Below are 16136 nucleotides of genomic sequence, written 5' to 3'. Positions count from 1 at the left end.
TATTTGACAAATATATTTACTAATTGGTAATGATGATAAAAGCCGGTCGCAAAATCGCAATTATCTCTATTTCGCTGAGCTCCGGGGGAGCGGAAAGGTGTTCAGGATTATTGGGTTTAATGCTTGAAAAGGAACATTTTGAAATACACCACATCATCATTAATGACGGAACCGATTTTCATTTTAATGGTGCGTTGCTCAACTTGGGTAAACAGACTACTGCAAAAAATCCGTTAATCCGAAAAATAATGAAAGGGTATTTACTTCACAAATACCTCAAAGACAATCAAATTGACATTATAATTGACAACAGAACCCGCACCAATAGCGTTAGAGAATTTTTGGCTCAACTGATGTATGGTAAAAGAAGAAAGTTTGCTATGGTTCAAAATTTTAAACTGTACAAATACCTTCCCAAATCTGTTTTTTTAGCCCGGATGTTGTATCGGAACACCGAAAAAATAGTTTGTGTTTCCAAAGCCATTGAACAGGAAGTAATCAGAAAATATGGTTTGACCAACACGTGTTCGATTTACAATCCGGTTCAACTTTCGGATAGCGAACCTGAAAAAATCAGTAATCTTCCGGAGAAATTCATTTTGTTTTTCGGACGATTGGAGGAAAAGCATAAAAATATCAGTTTGCTCTTGGAAGGCTTTAAATTGTCAGGAATTGCATCATCCGGTTATCAGTTAATTCTTTTGGGAGATGGTCCTGATTATTTGTTTGTAAAAAATAAAATAGCGGCATTAGATTTAACCGAAAGTGTACGGATGCTTCCCTACACAAACAATCCGTTCGGATATGTCAAACAGGCAAGGTTTACCGTGTTAACCAGTCATTACGAAGGATTTCCGTTAAGCATTATTGAATCGCTGTCCTTGGGTACTCCGGTAATTGCCGTTGATTGTAATTCGGGACCAAGAGAGATCATTCAGCACGAAATTAACGGATTGCTCATCGAAAATCACAATTCAAAGATTTTGTCAAGAGCCATAATGACATTAGTGGATGACGAAGTATTGTATCAAAAATGTAAAAATAATGCCAAAAAAAGTGTAGAACATTTATCTTTGAAAAACATTGTTCATCAGTGGAAAGAATTATTAGAAAAAAATGACAACAATTAAGGACGTTCAACTTATAGAAATACCAAAAATTCAGGATACCCGTGGAAACCTCTCCGTGATTGAAGGCGATGTGATTCCGTATGATATAAAACGTGTTTATTATTTATACGATGTGCCTAGTGGCGCGGAACGCGGAGGACATGCTCATAAAAAACTGCAACAGTTTTTAGTGGCACTCAGCGGGAGTTTCGATGTGGTTTTACACGATGGTCAGGAACAAAAAGTAGTTACGCTCAACAAGCCTAATTTCGGATTGCTTATAGTAAATGGCATTTGGCGCGAATTGCAAAATTTTTCATCCGGGTCTGTGTGTTTGGTCTTGGCCTCTGAGGTTTTTGACGAAGAAGATTATATCCGTGATTTTGAAGAATTTCAGTTATCTAAAAACTGATTTTCCCCATCCGATGTTGACTAAAAGTGTTTGCCATTTTATCAGCACTTTTAATATAAAAGCAGGTAAAAGCAAAATAATACGTTTTTTAAAGGATAACTTTTCTAAGCAAATGTTGCCATAGTAATAGTTAAAACTCTTTTTATCGCCTACGAGTTTTGATTTAATAGCTAACGCAAAACGATTCAAATCCAGAAAAATCTTCAAATCTTCATTTGTTTGCTCTTCAACCGCAAATTTTGAAAAGTTGATTTTAACATTCAAAAACTGTTTGTTTCTGGAGAGGCTTTGGGGGTCAAAAATATAACGCGCTTGTATTTTCCACACGAATAAAACAGGATACAACAATCCAATACGTATCCATAAATCGGTATCTTGACCACTTTTGATAGAAATATCAAAATTACCGATTGCTTCAAAAACGTCTTTATGTATGGCAACACTGGAAGTACACAAAACTGATTCGCCAACACTGGCTTTGAAAAAATTCACCAATTCAAAATCACCTGTTCTTTGGATAGCGTATTGGGCTGGAATTGTTTTTTTGGAGGTTTCAATTTCAATGGCGGCTCCAAACACTTTTTGTTCCGGGAACAGCTCGGAATAGTGATACATGGTCGCTAAAAAATCAGGATACCAATAATCATCCGCATCCAGGAAACAAATATAATCCCCGCCGGCTTTTTCAATTCCTGTATTTCGTGCTGCTGAAGCACCATGGTTGTGAGTAGCAAAATAGTGTATTCTTGAATCGGTAAAGCTCAGGATAACCCGCTCGCTGTTATCGGTAGAACCATCATTGATAACAATGATTTCATAGTCAGTAAACGTCTGGTCCAAAACACTGTTAATTGTTTTGGCAACAAACTTTTCTTTGTTGTATAATGGGATGATTACTGAAAATTTAGGCATTTCCGGAATTTGTCTCCAAATATAAATAAAACTATCATTTTACTTCTTTTAAAATACTATTTTTGTCGAAAGCTATGACTAATCAACCCCTGCATATCATCAGTTTTGACAATCCCTATCCGCCCAATTACGGGGGTGTTATAGATGTGTTTTACAAGCTTAAAAGTTTGCATGAATTGGGATTTGACATTCATCTGCATTGCTTTTATCAGGATCGCAATACTGTTTCCGATGAGCTGAAAACCATCACCAAATCGGTTCATTTGTATAAAAAAAACAGAAACCCGTTATTCTTTTTTTCTTCAATTCCGTTTGGCGTTAAATCCCGGTTTTGCCAGAGTTTGGTGCAGAATATCAAGGCCGTTGAGGCGCCTGTATTGTTCGAAGGTTTGCAGTCAACCATGCTGTTGCATCAAACAGAACTTACCGGTAAAAAATACCTTCGAATGCACAATCTGGAATCTAATTTTTACGCCGGTATGTCGCGCAGTGAAACCAATGGGCTGAAGAAAATCTTGTATTATTTTGAATCGCGGAAATACAGAAAGTACGAACGGCAATTGAATCAGTTTGAGCAAGTTTTTACGCTGTCGGTTTATGAAAATGAACAGGTAAAAACATGGGTCGATAACGCGGTATACCTTCCCGTTTTTCATGGCAATACCAAAATAAAAATGCTTTCGGAAAAAGGTGATTATGCCTTGTATCACGGCGATTTACGGTTGCCCGACAATAAAAAAACCGTGCAGTTTCTGATTCGGCTTTTTCACAAAATTCCCGATTATCAGTTGGTTATTGCTTCTTCAAATGGAAAAGATTTTGTAGAACAGCAGTTAAAAAACGCCGGAAACATAACATTTGTAACTATCGAGAGTGAAGCGCATCTCGAATCGTTGTTGGCTAATGCACACATCAATGTGCTGCTGTCTTTCCAGCAATCGGGAACCAAGCTGAAATTAGTCAACTCGCTTTTCAAAAGCCGTTTTTGTCTTATAAACGAAAATATGGTAGACGACAAAGACATTCTTACTCTTTGCGAACTGGCAACAACTGAAACCGATTTCATCGCCAAAATAAACGAACTCAAAAATCGCCCGTATCTTGATAACGACAAAAGAAATGCGGTTTTGGCAAGAGTTTTAAATGACGCAAAAAATGCCGAAACCCTCAGCAGATTTATAACAAACCAAAAGGCTTAAACGGTTTTCTGCACCACTTCAAAAATGGTGTTGTCTTCGCATTTCAGTGTTTTGGCTGGGAATTTCATAATCACAGCATAATCATGCGTAGCCATAATTACGGTTTTTCCGTTTTCATTGATATTTTTCAAAACGGCTAAAACTTCGGCACTGGTTTGAGGATCAAGGTTTCCGGTAGGTTCATCGGCCAAAATTAATTCGGGGTCATTCAGTAAAGCTCTGGCAATGGCCACACGTTGTTGTTCACCGCCCGAGAGTTGGTGCGGCATTTTATTGGCAATGCCTTTCAAACCTACTTTATCCAATACCTCCATGATTTTACTCTGCATTGAAGCTACGTCAGTCCAGCCGGTTGCTTTCAGTACAAACAACATGTTTTCGTTCACGCTGCGGTCCGGCAACAAAAGAAAATCCTGAAAAACGATGCCCAGTTTTCTTCTCAAAAACGGAATGTCATTTTCTTTCAAATGCGCCAAATCATATCCCACTATGGTTCCTTCTCCAACGGTCAGCGGTAAATCGGCATAAAGAGTCTTCATAAAACTACTCTTTCCCGTACCGGTTTTACCAATGATATAAAGGAATTCTCCTTGCTTAACATCAAGATTCACTTGTGATAAAATCACTTTGTTTTCCTGATAAATCGTTACATTTTTTAAAGATAAAACGGTTTCTGACATGAGTAATGGGTTTATTGGGTAAAAGTAATAAGATAAGGTTTGGATTCAAAATATATTTTTAAAATTCAGTTCCGGTAAAATAGAGTAGAAGACGAATAGATAATAGACAGATAGATGATAGAACGTTTTGCGGTAAACAACATTCTAGTTCGGTTCTAGTAATCTGTAATCTGATATCTGCCATCTATTGTCTATCATCTATCATCTCTCCGTCTCTCATCTCAAAAAAGAGAATAGATAATAGACAGATAGATGATAGACCATTTTGCGGTAAACAACATTCCAGTCCGGTTCTCGTAATCTGTAATCTGATATCTGCCATCTGCCATCTATTGTCTATCATCTATCATCTCTCCGTCTCTCATCTCAAAAAAATGTTTACAACAATGTTTATAATAAATACAATAGTTTTCCCGTTATAGGGTATAGAATAATATTTTTGGATAAGTAAAAAATAAAAACCATGCGTAAAGTTTCAATGTTATTTTTTCTGTTGTGTATCGCAGGAATATCTAAGGTTTCCGGGCAGCAATCGGCTATCTATACCCATAGTTTATCCGATTATGACAAGGCGGTTTCTCTCTACAAAGACAAACAATACCAATCCGCTCAAATCCTTTTTGAAAAAGCCAAACAAAACCATACCAATCAGGATGTTCAGGCCGATTGCGCCTACTATATTGCTAACTGTGCGATTCACTTAAATCAGAACAATGCCGATGAACTGATGGAGAAATTCGTCGCCGATTACCCTACGAGTTCCAAGCAAAATCAGGCTTATATCGAGGTGGCGCAATACTATTTTGAACAAGGTAAATTTCCGCAGGCTTTGCAGTATTTTGACAAAGTTGACGAAAATGCCCTGACGGCTGAAGATACTGAGAAATTTGCGTTTCAAAAAGGCTATGCTTATTTCACAGCGGGCAATAAAAAAGAAGCCACCGCATATTTTAACAAGGTGGTCAACTCCAAAGATTACGGTTCTCAGGCTAAGTATTATTTGGGTTTTATGGCTTATGAGGGCGATAATTATCAGGAAGCCAACAAGTACTTTCAACAGGTGGAAGGCGAAGAAAAATACCAGGAAAAATTGTCTTACTTCAAAGCTGACATGCATTTCAAATCGGGCGAATTTCAAAAAGCCATTGATGCCGGTCTGACCGCTATGCCCAATTCTAATGCTTCCGAGAAATCAGAACTCAACAAAATCATTGGTGAGAGCTATTTCAATTTAAAACAATACGACAAAGCCTTGCCTTATTTAAAAGAATACAAGGGCAAAAAAGGAAAGTGGAACAACACCGATTTTTACCAGTTGGGGTATGCCTACTACATGCAGAAAGACTACGAAAATGCAATTACCCAATTCAATAAAATCATTGACGGTAAAGATTTCGTGGCCCAAAACGGCTATTACCATTTAGGGGAATGTTATTTCAAAACCGATAAAAAACAACAGGCTTTAAACGCATTTAAAAGCGCTTCCGAAATGGATTTTGATAAAAAGATTCAGGAAGATGCTAATCTGAATTACGCTAAATTGAGTTATGAAATCGGAAACTCTTACCAAAGTGTACCCGATGTATTGTCTTCGTTTTTGGCCAAATACCCGAATTCGCCGAGTAAGAATGAAATCGAAACCCTGTTGATTAACTCCTACATCACTTCGAAAAACTACAAGGATGCGTTGGCGTTGTTAGAAAAAAACAAATCGGCCGAAAACAGATCGGCTTATCAAAAAGTTACTTTCTATCGCGGAATCGAATTGTACACCGATGGCAATTATCAGGAAGCCTTGAGCATGTTTAAAAAATCGATTGCCACACCGGTGAACGAAAAGTTTACCGCCCGCGCTGTGTTTTGGAAAGGAGAGACCGAATACGGTTTGGATAATTTCAACGACGCTTTGTTGAGCTTCAAACAGTTTGCAGGCTATGCTTCGGCCAAAGAGACTCCCGAGTATAAAAACATCAATTACAACATTGCTTATGCTTATTTCAAACAAAAGGAATACGAGCAGGCCGGTAATTATTTCCAGAGTTTTATTGATGCCAACAAAGAAGACCGTATCCGTTTAAATGACGCTTACCTGCGTTTGGGCGACTCCCGTTTTGTTACCGCCAAGTATTGGCCGGCTATGGATGCGTATAACAAAGCCATTGAAATGAAAGGCATTGATGCTGATTATGCCGCTTTCCAAAAAGCGTTGAGCTATGGTTTTGTGGGCAGAAACGAAAAGAAAATAGAGGATTTCAATAAGTTTTTACAAAACTTCAAAACGTCAAAATACCGCGATGATGCTTTGTTTGAACTGGCAAATACCTATGTGGCCGACAATAAAGCCGATATGGCGGTCAAAACCTACGATCAGTTGTTGAGCGAATTCAAAGACGGCTCGTTTGCTTCCAAAGCTATTTTGCGTCAGGGATTGGTGTATTACAACGCTCAGAAAGACGAGCAGGCTATTGCCAAGTTTAAAAAAGTGGCAGCCGAATATCCTAAAACTCCCGAAGCACTGGAGGCTGTTTCAACCGCGCGTTTGATTTATATGGATAACGGCAAAGTTGACGAGTATGCTTCATGGGTGAAAACCTTGGACTTTGTTGAAGTGTCTGATGCTGATTTGGACAACGATACATACGAAGCTGCAGAAAAGCAATATTTGCAAAACAATACCAAGCAGGCTATTTCCAGTTTGAGCGGTTATGTTTCTAAATTCCCTAACGGAATTCATGCTCTGAAAGCTAATTTCTATCTGGCACAATCGTATTATTCGGATGGCTTGGAGAACAATGCCGTTCCTAATTATGAGTATGTCATCAGCAAACCGAGAAACGAGTTTACTGAACAATCCTTGGCGCGTTTGTGTGAAATTCACCTGAAAAAAGACAATTATACCAAAGCGGTTCCGGTGTTGAAACGTTTGGAAGCGGAGGCTGATTTTCCGCAGAATGTAACTTTTGCACAAGCCAATTTGATGCGTGCTTACTACGACCAAAAAGATTATCCTAATGCAGTGGTCTATGCTGATAAAGTATTGGCCAATCCGAAAACGGATAACAAAATCAAAAGTGATGCACAAATCATTGTAGCCCGTTCGGCCATCAAAGCAAATGATGAAGGTAAAGCCCGTGCTGCTTATGCTAAGTTGCTGACTATAGCCAAAGGAGAACTGGCAGCCGAAGCCTTGTACTACGATGCTTATTTCAAAAACAAAGACGGTAAATACGAAGACTCCAACAAGACTGTTCAGAAATTGGCCAAAGATTATTCGGGGTACAAATATTTCGGAGCCAAAGGATTGATAGTAATGGCTAAAAATTACTTTCAGTTGAAGGATAATTTCAGTGCTACTTCCATATTGGACAGTGTGATTAAAAATTTTGCCTCCTACACCGATGTAGTAGAAGAAGCCCAAACCGAACTTAATTTTATTAAAGGCGAAGCAGCCAAAACGAATTCGTCAATAGAGAAATAGATGATAGACGGATAGATAATAGACAGATAGACAAGCGATTTTATGACTGATTTTAAGAGACATAATTTTAAAAAGTTAAAAATTTGGCAGATGGCTATGGAACTTGCGAAAAATATTTTTGAAGTGACTAAAATGTTTCCTGGTTCAGAGCAATTTGGTTTGACAACTCAAATGAACAGATGCGCAGTCTCTTTACCATCTAATATCGCAGAAGGTTCTAGCAGAACCAATAAGTCATTCAGTCATTTTCTGGATATCGCTCTCGGATCTTCATTTGAAGTTCAAACACAGGTTCTTTTAGCAAATGCAAAAGGATACATATCAGAAGAGTTAGCAAATGAATTAGAAGAGAAATTAGAAGAATTTCAAAAGGCGACCATGTCTTTTCAAAATACATTAAATTAATAATTATGAGTATTAAAAAAAATATAACTGTAGTTGGCCAATCATCCATCCCTCTTTTATTTAAGACAATAGACAAAGAGATAATAGATAATAGACTAATTAAATGTCTATCATCTATCCGTCTATTATCTATCTGTCTTTTATTTAAGACAATAGACAAAGAGATAACAGATAATAGACTAAATAAATGTCTATCATCTATCCGTCTATCATCTATTTGTCTCTTATTAATAAGTACTTTCACTTTTGCACAAAAAAAAGACGACAACATCGGAACCGAAGTCGTAAACGTGGTCAAGCCTTATACACCAACTATTTCGGATGCCTTTAAAGTAAAAGAAACGCCGACCTTAGAAGACGAAGAAACCTCGAAAAAAGAGAACATCCAATACAATATTTTTTCTTTTCCGGTAGCTTCTACTTTTGCTCCTGCCAAAGGAAAAGCTGCCAATGTGGATAAATCTCCGCAGGAAAAAATCTTCAGCAATTACCTTACTTTGGCGGCCGGTAATTACGGAACCGTAGGGGCAGAGCTTTTTGTAACTCAAAACGTGAGCAATACCGATTATTTCGGGGGGATGCTGCGTCACAATTCCTCTCAGGGTGGTATTAAAGATGTGGTGTTAGACGATAAGTTTTCGACTACGGCCCTTGATTTGACTTACGGCAGTCGCACCAAAACCATGACCTGGAATGCCGATATAGGCTACAAAAATCAGATATACAACTGGTACGGACTTCACCCGGACATACTTGATGATGCCACGGTGGAGAGTATTAATGAAAAGCAAACGTACAACACCTTATACGTTGGAGGAAGGTTAGGATTAAACAGTATTTTAAAAGAAAGTTCCGTTAAATTCACCCGTTTTTGGGATGCGTACGGCTCGGCTGAAAACCGTTTTGTAGGCAAACCTTCTTTAGAGTTTGACATCGTTGAACAAAAAATCAAAGCCGATTTTGTGATTGATTACCTCAACGGTTCTTTTGACCAAACGTATTTTGGCGGTGCCTCGTATAAATATGGGTTTACCAATTTAGGCTTTCAACCCAGCATAAAAATCCGCAAAGACGATTTGACCGTTAATGCCGGAGTAGGATTCTTTTACAGTGCGGCTCAGGAAGCCGGCGACAGTAAGTTTTTCATCTATCCGCAGGTTACGGGTTCTTACCGCGTAGTGGGTGATTTGATGGTGTTTTATGCCGGTTTGGAGGGTACCTTACAGCAGAATTCATACAACGATTTTGTACAGGAAAACTTTTTTGTTTCGCCCACATTGGGCGTGGCGCCAACCGATCAGAAATACGATGTTTATGCCGGTTTAAAAGGTAAATTGGCCAGCAGTGTGAGTTATAACATTCGCGGGTCGTACAAAAATGAGGAAAACAAGCCTTTGTTTAAAAGCAACGGATACGATCATTTTAACAGCAATACAGAAGGATATGCCTATACCAATTCTTTCGGGGTGGTGTATGACAACATCAAAACCGTTAGTTTCTTTGGTGAGTTGAAAGCCGATTTTTCTAAAAACGTATCATTTGGTATCAACGGAACTTTCAGCAGCTTCACTACCGATGTAGAGGAGGAAGCCTGGAATCTGCCAGCCATCAAGATTGCTTCTAATCTGGATGTGGCTTTTACACCCAAATGGTCAGCCGGTGTGAATGTGTTTTTCGTAGGCGAAAGAAAAGATTTTTTCCGACAGTATTCGGTAATCACTCCTATACCCGATGAACCAATTACACTCAAAAGCTATTTTGACTTAAACGCCAACATCAGTTACAAACACAGCGAGCGTTTGACCTTTTTCTTAAAAGGCAACAATCTGGCCAATCAGGATTACCAACGCTGGTTAAACTATCCGGTTCAGGGATTACAGATACTGGGTGGAGCCAGTTTTAAATTTGATTTTTAATTTAGATAATAGACAAAGAGATAATAGATGATAGACAAAAGTTGTTTTTTCTACATTTCCGTCTATCATCTATCCGTCTTTTTTTTAAAGATAATAGACAAAGAGATAATAGATAATAGACAAAAGTTGTCTTTTCTACATTTCCGTCTATCATCTATCCGTCTTTTTTTTAAAGATAATAGACAAAGAGATAATAGATAATAGACTAATTTAGTTTTTTTATACATTTCAGTCTATCATCTATCCGTCTTTTTTAAGATAATAGACAAAGAGATAATAGATAATAGACTAATTTAGTTTTTTTATACATTTCAGTCTATCATCTATCCGTCTATCATCTATCCGTCTTTTTTATGAAACACCTCATTCTTCTCCGCTACAAACAACTGCTGCAGGACCGCATTGATGTCTTTCAGGACATGATTTCGGGCTTGACGGTTGATGCTCAAAACGATGCTAAAGGTTCGGCGGGCGATAAGCATGAAACGGCACTTTCGATGATGCATCTCGAGCAGGAAAAGCTCAACCACAAGCTCAGGGAAATTTTGGAGCAAAAAAGTATTTTAGATAAGATTGATGCCTCGGCTGAGCACCGTTTGGTGGCTTTGGGGAGTTTGGTACAGGCTAACGGGCTGCTGCTTTTCATCAGTACGGCTTTGCCAAAGCTGACGGTAGAGGATAAGACTGTTTTTGCACTTTCGCCTCAGTCGCCTTTAGGGAGCTTGCTGATGGGCAATGGTGTGGGGCATACGTTTGAACTGAATGGCAAAACGTATGTGATTGAATCGGTTTTATAGAGCCCTTCCGTCTGATTTCAGGAATAGGGTGGTCAGGGTTCTTGCCCAATAGCGCGGCACTTGGTGCTCGTTTTGCAAATGCGCCACCACTTCGTTTGATTTTTTGTTTTGCGCCTCAAAGTCGGTCAGTACTTTGATCCAATGGTTGATGTCCTTTCCGGTTTTTTCGATGACCTGTTCGTTTGATACGTCCCAGTATTCTTTTTTCATGGTTGGTTTCTTTTGTATAAAGATAAGCAAAACAACTCGTTTTTAACAGCGTTATCAGCTGTCACTTCGAGTATCCGCCAGAGGCGGATGTGTCGAGAAGCCTTCCTGTCACTTCGGGTATCCGCTTCAGGCAGATGCATCGAAAAACTTACTCGTCACTTCGAGTATTCGCCTCTGGCGAATGTATCGAGAAGCTCATCCCCATACTTCCAATCTTCTGTCTGTTTTGACCTTCCGTGCCTAAATGTTCTAATCGTACCATCCCTGAGTTAAGTTTACCCTGAGCTAAGTTTACCCTGAGCTTGTCGAAGGGTCGAAGGGTCGAAGGGAAGGGTCAAAGGTTCCAAAAACCGAAGGATTGAAAGGACATACATCATTGTTCATAAATTATGCAAACATTAATAGGTTTTGCATACAATTGTAGGCGGGTCAATTGCAAAAACGAATCTAGTTTTACCATAAAACAGCACCTATGAAAAATAACTCAGAACTTGAATATTGGAATTTCATCGAGAAATATTATCCCCTCTATTACAGTTGTGATGAGGTGCTACTTAGTGATATCTTGAGTCGAAAACTTAACGGCGAAGAAATCAGCGAAGAAGATGAAAGATATATTGAAGGATGGAATATAAAAGAAGAACTGCTAAAGATAGATATGGAATTATTTGAAAAAGCTTCTAAAAATTATTTTAATCAAACTTATCCTGAGTAAAGTTACCCTTAACTATTTATCCAACCGACATCTTAGCTGAAGCTTTCCATAAGTATTCCGGCATAGGTTCTTTTAATTCCCATTTCACATTCATAGGTTTTGAGCCTTCGGCTTCTTGAAAAATTCCTTCACCAATAAAGACATAACCGAGTGTATTTCCTTTTTCGTCATTAGCTTTTTCTCTGACAAAGAGCAAAATCTTTTTATTTTTTTCCAAATGCTTAATGTATGATTTGCCTTTTTCCGTATCTGGACCATAAGCATTATGAGATTGCCAATGAAATAATGTTTCACTGATAGCATAATCGTCATACATGGTCGTAGGCGAAAAGTTCTCTTCTGATTTTACAAGATTTATGAAAAGTATTTCGGTGTTCAACAATTTGTTTTCGGCCGCTCCCTCTCTGTTTGATGATTTTTTTTCAAAAGTACTTAAACCAAAAGCAACAAGAATTTGATCTCTTGTATATCGAGCATGTAACTTTAATGGTTGATTGTACGGTAATTGAATGTCAATTTCTTTAAAATCAACTCTATCAATTAATAGTTCCAAAACCTCTATAATCTCGTTCACAAGAACTTTGTTTTTACCAATCTCATTTATGCTTTTCTCTAAGGATTCAAATCCTCCTGCATTTTGCCAAACATCATAGTGAAGCATTAACAACATCAATTTTTGGTTTTCATCAAAATCACTTATTCTAATTTTGAAATCTTGCTTAGCAATCTTTAGAATAAAATTAAAATAGCTCGTTGAATTGGTTGAAAGCCATTTATTACTGATAGCGGAATATATTTGTTTTTCATTCGTTGTTTCAAAATCATCAAGTACTCCTGCTTTTTGACATAATCTTGACCAAGATTCTTTTTTGGAATAAATTGTTTCTATCGAAATGTGATTTAATTCCATAAAATTCATCAAAGTCAGCGGCAATGTGGTTTGATACTGAAAATTTCTAATTTTTGTAATTAATTGATTAACATTTAATGATGTTGCCTTTTTGATATTATTAAGAATAGTTTCTTTTGTTTTCTTTTCCAATACAATTGAACAGCCTAATGGTAAATGTGGAAAATCATCCTCAATCTCTTTTTGAACTGAAGTCGTAGTTTTCCCAATCAATGCTCTAAACTTACTTTCAAAATCATATTCGGGTCTTGAATTACCAACAAAATCTAACACAGTTAAACAATCTTTCCCTTCTGCTAAACGCAAGCCTCTACCTAATTGCTGGAGAAAAACAGTTAAGCTTTCTGTTGGTCTTAAAAACAAAACCGTATCAATTTCTGGTATATCCACACCTTCGTTGAAGATGTCAACTACAAACAAATAATTAAATTCTTTTTTCTTGAATTGTTCTCTTATTTTATCCCTCTCATTAGCGTTTTTACTTGTCAAGCATTCAGCTCTCAAACCCGCTAAATTGAACTTCTCAGTCATGAAAATAGCATGTTCAACAGTTGCACAAAATCCAATTGCTCGAACATCATTAATATCGTTTGTATATTTTTCGAGATTACCTATTATTTCACCAACTCTAACATTGTTTTTAGTATACAAACTAGACAGTTCACTCACAACATACTTGCCTTTTTCCCATTTTACATTTGTTAGATCAATACTATCTGTGATGCCAAAATATTGGAAAGGACAAAGTAGTTTTTGATTTAAAGCTTCTGGCAGTCTAATTTCAGCAGCAATTCTGTTGCAAAAATCTTCTAAAATATCTGCATTATCCATTCTCTCAGGTGTTGCGGTCAGCCCTAAAAGAACTTTTGGTTTGAAATAATTTAATATAGGTCTATAACTATTTGCTGCGATGTGATGTACTTCATCTACAATTATAAAATCATAATATTCGGCAGACAACTTTAAATCCCTTAACCTATTGTTTAGTGTATAAACAGATGCAAAAACATATTCATTATTGGCAGGCTCAAGACCATCAACCCATAAATCTCCAAAATTGTTATCTCTTAAAACACCCTGAAAAGTTGCTCTGGCTTGTTGCAATATCTCTTTCCTATGAGCTACAAAAAGTAATTTTGATGAGCTACTTTTATTTTTGAAGTTTTTGTAATCAAAAGCTGAAATTACTGTTTTACCAGTTCCTGTGGCTGCAACCAAAAGATTTTTATTCCTATCATGAACAGTTCTTTCAACTTCAAGTTTTTCTAGTATTTCTTTTTGATAATGAAAGGGTTTAATGTCAAAGTTTGCAGTTGTAAATGTGTATTCCTTCGATAACTTTCCTTGCTTCAAAGCCGCAATTAATTTTTCAGAATGAAAATTTTTATCATATGATTCAAATTCCTGATTTTGCCAATAGGCTTCAAAAGTTTTTTTGAACTTGTCAATAATATGTCCAACTTCTTTTGTTGTTATTTTCAAATTCCATTCTAAACCATCTGTCAGGGCTGAACGAGAAAAATTTGAAGAACCTATGTAAGCAGTATGAAAACCAGTATTTCTTTGAAATAAATATGCTTTTGCATGTAGTCTTTCATTTCCAGTATTATAAGACACTTTCACTTCGGTGTTTTGCAAAGAGGATAAAAACTCAATTGCCTTTGCATCTGTAGCACCAATGTAAGTAGTTGTTATAACTCGTAATTTTCCACCCCTACTTGTGAATTCTTGGAGTTCTTTTTCAAGAATTCTAATCCCTTTCCATTTAATGAAAGAAACTAACAAATCAATCCTATCTGAGGATAAAATCTCTTTTCTCAATTCGCTTTCAAGTGTAGTCCCTGAATTTCCACCGGTAAAAAGTTCACTATGAATTAATCTAGTGTAAGGTGTAATTTCTTTGAGATGTATGTCCAAATTAGTAAAATGACTATCTACTTTACTGAAGACAGCTTTTAAAATCTTTCCTTCGGTCTCTATTAAATCATCTTCAAACTCTTCATTATTCAATTCTTCTTTTAGAAATAAAATAATCTTGTTTGCGATATCTATTTGTTTTTCTAAAAGATCTTCACCTTTAATCAAAGTCAAAGCATATTTAATCGTTTTTCCAATATGTTGAGATAGGAGATGTGCTGCTTCAGATTTATCTATTGAGGATTTCTTTACTTGAAAATTTTCTTTTTCAAGCTCGTTTATTTTTAAATTGATTAGTTTAGTTACTAATTCTTCATAGATTCCTTGATTCATAATTCAAGTTTTAAAAATTCCTCAACAATTGGGATATCAGCTTCTGCCCAATCTAACGTCATCAATTCTGATTTGTAGAGTAGTCTATAGTCTTTATGCTCGGATAATTTTATCTCTCCAGAAATATAATTTGCGACAAATGGAATCAAATTAATCTCAAACGAACCATAATTATAGATACTATTTGAAATCCTTTTCAAAACATCTATTTCAATGTTTAACTCTTCTTTTATTTCTCTTTTAATGCAATCAGTTTCACTCTCATTTCGCTCTAATTTTCCTCCTGGAAATTCCCATTTTAAAGGTAATTTCATTTGCTCACTTCTTTGAGCAACCAACACTTTATCATCAAATAGAACTATTGCACAAGCAACATTTATCATTAGCTTGATTTTTTTTATAAACATAACAATAATAACTCTGATTAACAATTAAACAAAAAATCTAAATGAATAGAAAAGTTACCGTTTCCTAAAACAGTCAGGTTGGATGATATTGAATTCTGAGATACTATAGTAAAACAAGATTTGAACAGTTGAATCATGTAAATTATTCAGCTATTAACAACACTAATGATATTTCTCCTTTGTCAAAATGAAAATTCATTAATAAAGTACCTCTTCAAAAGTAATTAGATCATTTAAATAACAATCAAAGTGCACAATACCAAGCTACTAATCGCTTCTCAGATGACTCCTTTCTACAAACTACCCTTAACGATGATAATGGAAAGCCAGTATCAGTAGTGAAGGTTGTATTCTCCATGAACACTCCGGTTGAGGATAATATTTATGATTACATAACTGAGAGTTAATAGAGTCGAACCTTCTAAAATTTCAAAAAACATTTGCCGTTCCCTGGTGTTTAGAATAATCTATTTTTTGATTAATTCACTAGTTTCAAGTTTCTTATTTTTAGAAGGGATTAAATGTTAAAATTTTCTATTAAGTAAATTCTTAACTTCCTTTGTTTTAGCGTGGTTCAAAAAAATAAGTTCACATACATCGCTGTTAATGAGGTGTTTATGAAATATTTAAAATTACTGCAAAATCACATGATTTGTTAAAAACTAGTGCTGTTTGTGAACAAGTTTGACTTTTATTTTCCGTTTAGAATGATAAACTTTGTAAAGTAAAAGTATGA

General features: G+C 36.4%; 13 protein-coding genes. 8 read left to right on the top strand and 5 right to left on the bottom strand.

Annotation, left to right across the window (positions count from 1 at the left end):
• Positions 1 to 119 precede the first annotated feature (119 nt).
• Together EZL74_RS08075 and EZL74_RS08070 are read left to right on the top strand one after the other, a co-directional pair.
• Positions 120 to 1130, top strand: coding sequence for a glycosyltransferase (locus EZL74_RS08075; RefSeq protein ID WP_240034575.1), 1011 nt, complete (start codon positions 120 to 122; stop codon positions 1128 to 1130).
• Positions 1117 to 1521 carry a sugar 3,4-ketoisomerase gene (locus EZL74_RS08070; RefSeq protein ID WP_131476097.1) on the top strand — a complete coding sequence of 135 codons (405 nt, stop codon included), beginning with the start codon at positions 1117 to 1119 and terminating at the stop codon, positions 1519 to 1521. Before EZL74_RS08075 ends, EZL74_RS08070 begins: the two co-directional genes overlap by 14 nt.
• On the opposite strand, the gene EZL74_RS08065 is transcribed toward EZL74_RS08070, so the two are convergent.
• Positions 1507 to 2433 carry a glycosyltransferase family 2 protein gene (locus tag EZL74_RS08065; protein ID WP_131476096.1) on the bottom strand — a complete coding sequence of 309 codons (927 nt, stop codon included), beginning with the start codon at positions 2431 to 2433 and terminating at the stop codon, positions 1507 to 1509. The genes EZL74_RS08070 and EZL74_RS08065 overlap by 15 nt on opposite strands.
• A gap of 62 nt (positions 2434 to 2495) precedes the next feature.
• On the opposite strand from EZL74_RS08065, the gene EZL74_RS08060 reads away from it, so the two are divergent.
• Positions 2496 to 3632: a glycosyltransferase gene (locus EZL74_RS08060; protein WP_131476095.1), complete on the top strand. Its 1137-nt coding sequence runs from the start codon at positions 2496 to 2498 to the stop codon at positions 3630 to 3632.
• Here the strand turns inward: EZL74_RS08060 and EZL74_RS08055 are convergent.
• Positions 3629 to 4312, bottom strand: a complete 684-nt coding sequence (locus EZL74_RS08055) for a cell division ATP-binding protein FtsE (protein ID WP_131476094.1) — start codon at positions 4310 to 4312, stop codon at positions 3629 to 3631. The genes EZL74_RS08060 and EZL74_RS08055 overlap by 4 nt on opposite strands.
• Before the next feature lie 463 nt (positions 4313 to 4775).
• Between EZL74_RS08055 and EZL74_RS08050 the strand changes: the two genes are divergently transcribed.
• The 4 genes from EZL74_RS08050 (at position 4776) to EZL74_RS08035 (ending at position 10908) form a co-directional block, all read left to right on the top strand.
• Positions 4776 to 7790 carry a tetratricopeptide repeat protein gene (locus EZL74_RS08050; RefSeq protein WP_131476093.1) on the top strand — a complete coding sequence of 1005 codons (3015 nt, stop codon included), beginning with the start codon at positions 4776 to 4778 and terminating at the stop codon, positions 7788 to 7790.
• Between the two features lie 42 nt (positions 7791 to 7832).
• Positions 7833 to 8195, top strand: a complete 363-nt coding sequence (locus tag EZL74_RS08045; RefSeq protein ID WP_131476092.1) for a four helix bundle protein — start codon at positions 7833 to 7835, stop codon at positions 8193 to 8195.
• 290 nt (positions 8196 to 8485) lie between these two features.
• Entirely contained in the window at positions 8486 to 10111 is a 1626-nt protein-coding gene (locus EZL74_RS08040; RefSeq protein WP_240034573.1) for a TonB-dependent receptor, read from the top strand.
• A gap of 353 nt (positions 10112 to 10464) precedes the next feature.
• Positions 10465 to 10908 carry a hypothetical protein gene (locus EZL74_RS08035; protein WP_131476091.1) on the top strand — a complete coding sequence of 148 codons (444 nt, stop codon included), beginning with the start codon at positions 10465 to 10467 and terminating at the stop codon, positions 10906 to 10908.
• Here EZL74_RS08035 and EZL74_RS08030 read toward each other — a convergent pair.
• Positions 10903 to 11118, bottom strand: a complete 216-nt coding sequence (locus EZL74_RS08030) for a DUF4287 domain-containing protein (RefSeq protein WP_131476090.1) — start codon at positions 11116 to 11118, stop codon at positions 10903 to 10905. The two genes, EZL74_RS08035 and EZL74_RS08030, sit on opposite strands and share 6 nt — an antisense overlap.
• Before the next feature lie 472 nt (positions 11119 to 11590).
• Between EZL74_RS08030 and EZL74_RS08025 the strand changes: the two genes are divergently transcribed.
• The gene (locus EZL74_RS08025; protein ID WP_131476089.1) at positions 11591 to 11833 is read left to right on the top strand and encodes a hypothetical protein; all 243 of its coding nucleotides are present in this window, start codon (positions 11591 to 11593) and stop codon (positions 11831 to 11833) included.
• A gap of 16 nt (positions 11834 to 11849) precedes the next feature.
• Here EZL74_RS08025 and EZL74_RS08020 read toward each other — a convergent pair whose 3' ends face one another.
• Positions 11850 to 14993, bottom strand: a complete 3144-nt coding sequence (locus tag EZL74_RS08020) for a DUF3427 domain-containing protein (RefSeq protein ID WP_131476088.1) — start codon at positions 14991 to 14993, stop codon at positions 11850 to 11852.
• A complete protein-coding gene (locus EZL74_RS08015) occupies positions 14990 to 15376 on the bottom strand; it encodes a (deoxy)nucleoside triphosphate pyrophosphohydrolase (protein ID WP_131476087.1) in 387 nt (128 codons plus the stop codon). Before EZL74_RS08015 ends, EZL74_RS08020 begins: the two co-directional genes overlap by 4 nt.
• Between the last annotated feature and the right edge of the window lie 760 nt (positions 15377 to 16136).

Source organism: Flavobacterium silvisoli (assembly GCF_004329815.1).
Lineage (GTDB): Bacteria > Bacteroidota > Bacteroidia > Flavobacteriales > Flavobacteriaceae > Flavobacterium > Flavobacterium silvisoli.
The sequence above is the reverse complement of the archived record's forward strand: the minus strand, read 5'-3'. Positions and strand labels throughout refer to the sequence as shown.